This is a genomic window from Pseudoruminococcus sp., assembly GCF_047012705.1.
Taxonomy (GTDB): Bacteria; Bacillota; Clostridia; order Oscillospirales; family Acutalibacteraceae; genus Pseudoruminococcus.
In genome coordinates, this window is the sequence record NZ_JBKXNW010000005.1 from 53,379 (window position 1) to 55,285 (window position 1,907).

Annotated in this window: 1 protein-coding gene and 1 pseudogene; one reads left to right on the plus strand and one right to left on the minus strand. The window is 41.5% G+C overall.

From position 1 onward, the window contains the following. Positions 1-397 precede the first annotated feature (397 nt). Positions 398-751: pseudogene (locus ACLU24_RS06065) on the minus strand (site-specific integrase); the annotation flags it as partial. Positions 752-784: 33 nt separating this feature from the next. Here ACLU24_RS06065 and ACLU24_RS06070 point away from each other — a divergent pair. Continuing rightward, positions 785-1,907, plus strand: a protein-coding gene (locus tag ACLU24_RS06070; protein ID WP_412611053.1) for an IS3 family transposase whose coding sequence is annotated in 2 segments (ribosomal slippage) — positions 785-1,034 and positions 1,034-1,907 — 1,124 coding nt annotated over the 2 segments. Because the reading frame shifts where the segments join, the coding sequence is not laid out codon by codon here. This gene is flagged as partial in the annotation.

Below are 1,907 nucleotides of genomic sequence, written 5' to 3' on the forward strand. Positions count from 1 at the left end.
AAAAATAGATTTTCGTCGGTTGGAAGCTCTATTCTGCGGTGTATGGCCGTCTCCCAATTTTTCTCTCCTATCTTCCCGCATTTCTCTCCAAAATCGGAAAAAATGCCGATTTGAACCCACTTTCAAAAAAGCCTGTCCTGCAAGGCTTTCCGAGCGAAAAAGCCTGATTTCAAGCGGTTTTCGGCGGGTACGGGGCTTACAGAAACGCCCCCAAAACGGACACCCCCGTCACAGTTGCATAAAAGACTCGAAATGCGTTTGCCCTAACGGGCACGTGAGTTCGAATCTCACCGTCTCCGCCATCGAAAAGCCAGTAACCATGCGGTGTTGCTGGCTTTTTCATTTTTTCTCAAAAAACAAATTTTACGCAATTTTCGGATTTTAGGAGAGAAAATCATCATTTCTCTCCTAAGTCGTTTGAAACCCAACGGCTCCCGAAATCGCCTCTTTCAGGCAAGATAAGCCCTGTTTCCATTGCCTGTGCCGAAGTGATTTTGGAACTGTAATCAAGGTGGGCGTAAATGTTTGCCGTTGTTGTAAAATCGCTGTGCCCAAGCCACTCTTGAATATGCTTCAGCGGTACGCCGTTCGCAAGCAGTAGACTCGCACAGCTATGCCGAAGGTCGTGAAATCGCATACGGCGCAAACCGTGTTGTTCCAAAAACTTCGGAAAATAAGAAGTTAGATAGCCCGCTCTCATACGCTCGCCCATTTCATCCTGGATATATAATAAAAAAGTGGACAAGTATGATAAAATAGAAGACAGAAAAAGGAGGAATAAAAAATGTCTTCAAAAAATCCGAAATACACCCAGGAATATAAGCAAACAATAGTCAATCTGTACCATTCGGGAAAAACATATTCTGAAATACACAAGGAATATGGAATTTCTCACAGTGCTTTATCCAATTGGATAAAGCAGTACTCAGAAGTAAAAATTGATGATGAAACAGTTTTTACAGCCAAACAAATAAAGGAGCTTCAAAAACGCAATGCCCAACTTGAGGAGGAAAATCTAATACTAAAAAAAGCCATTGCGATATTCACGCCAAACTCAGGCAAAGACTGAATGCCGTAAAGCTGCTGTCATCGGAACACGCTGTTACAACGCTTTGCCGCGTTCTTTGTGTCAACCGAAGCACATATTACAAATTTCTTCATCACAAGCCCTCCGAAAGAGAGCTTGAAAACCGTAGGATTCGAAGTTGTATTGCCGAGCTTTATGCAAGGTCAAAAAAACGCTTCGGAGCTTACAAGATAAAAAATTGCCTTGCCGGTGAATATCGCATAAATATAAGTACGCAAAGGGTTTATCGCCTTATGAAAGGTATGAATCTGCCAAAAATGAGTACAATCAAGCCGTCCTATCCAAAACACAAAACAGCTTCGAATGAGCATTGCCCAAACATATTGAAACAGCGTTTTAATCCGTCCCAACCTAATAAAGTATGGGTATGTGATTTTACATATCTTCGTGCCGCGGGAAGATTTTATTACCTTTGTGTAATACTTGATCTGTTTTCAAGAAAGGCTATCGCATATAAGTTATCTCCACATCTCAACACAAAGCTTGCAATTGAAACACTTGATTCAGCTGTCGCCAACCGTAATATTTCAGGCAGCCTACTCTTTCACAGTGACAGAGGTTGTCAGTTTACAGCAGAAGCTTTCAGGAAACATTTGGACGAGCTAAATATTGTTCAGTCATTTTCCGCAAAAGGGCATCCTTATGATAATGCTGTAATGGAGTGCTTTTTCAAATACTTGAAAAAAGAAGAAACCAACCGCAGAACTTACTCTTCCTTTGATGAACTCAAACTGAGCATTTTTCAGTATATCCACGGTTTCTACAATTCTTTCAGACCTCATTCTCACAATAACGGCCTCTCTCCTGATCAGGCAGAAAT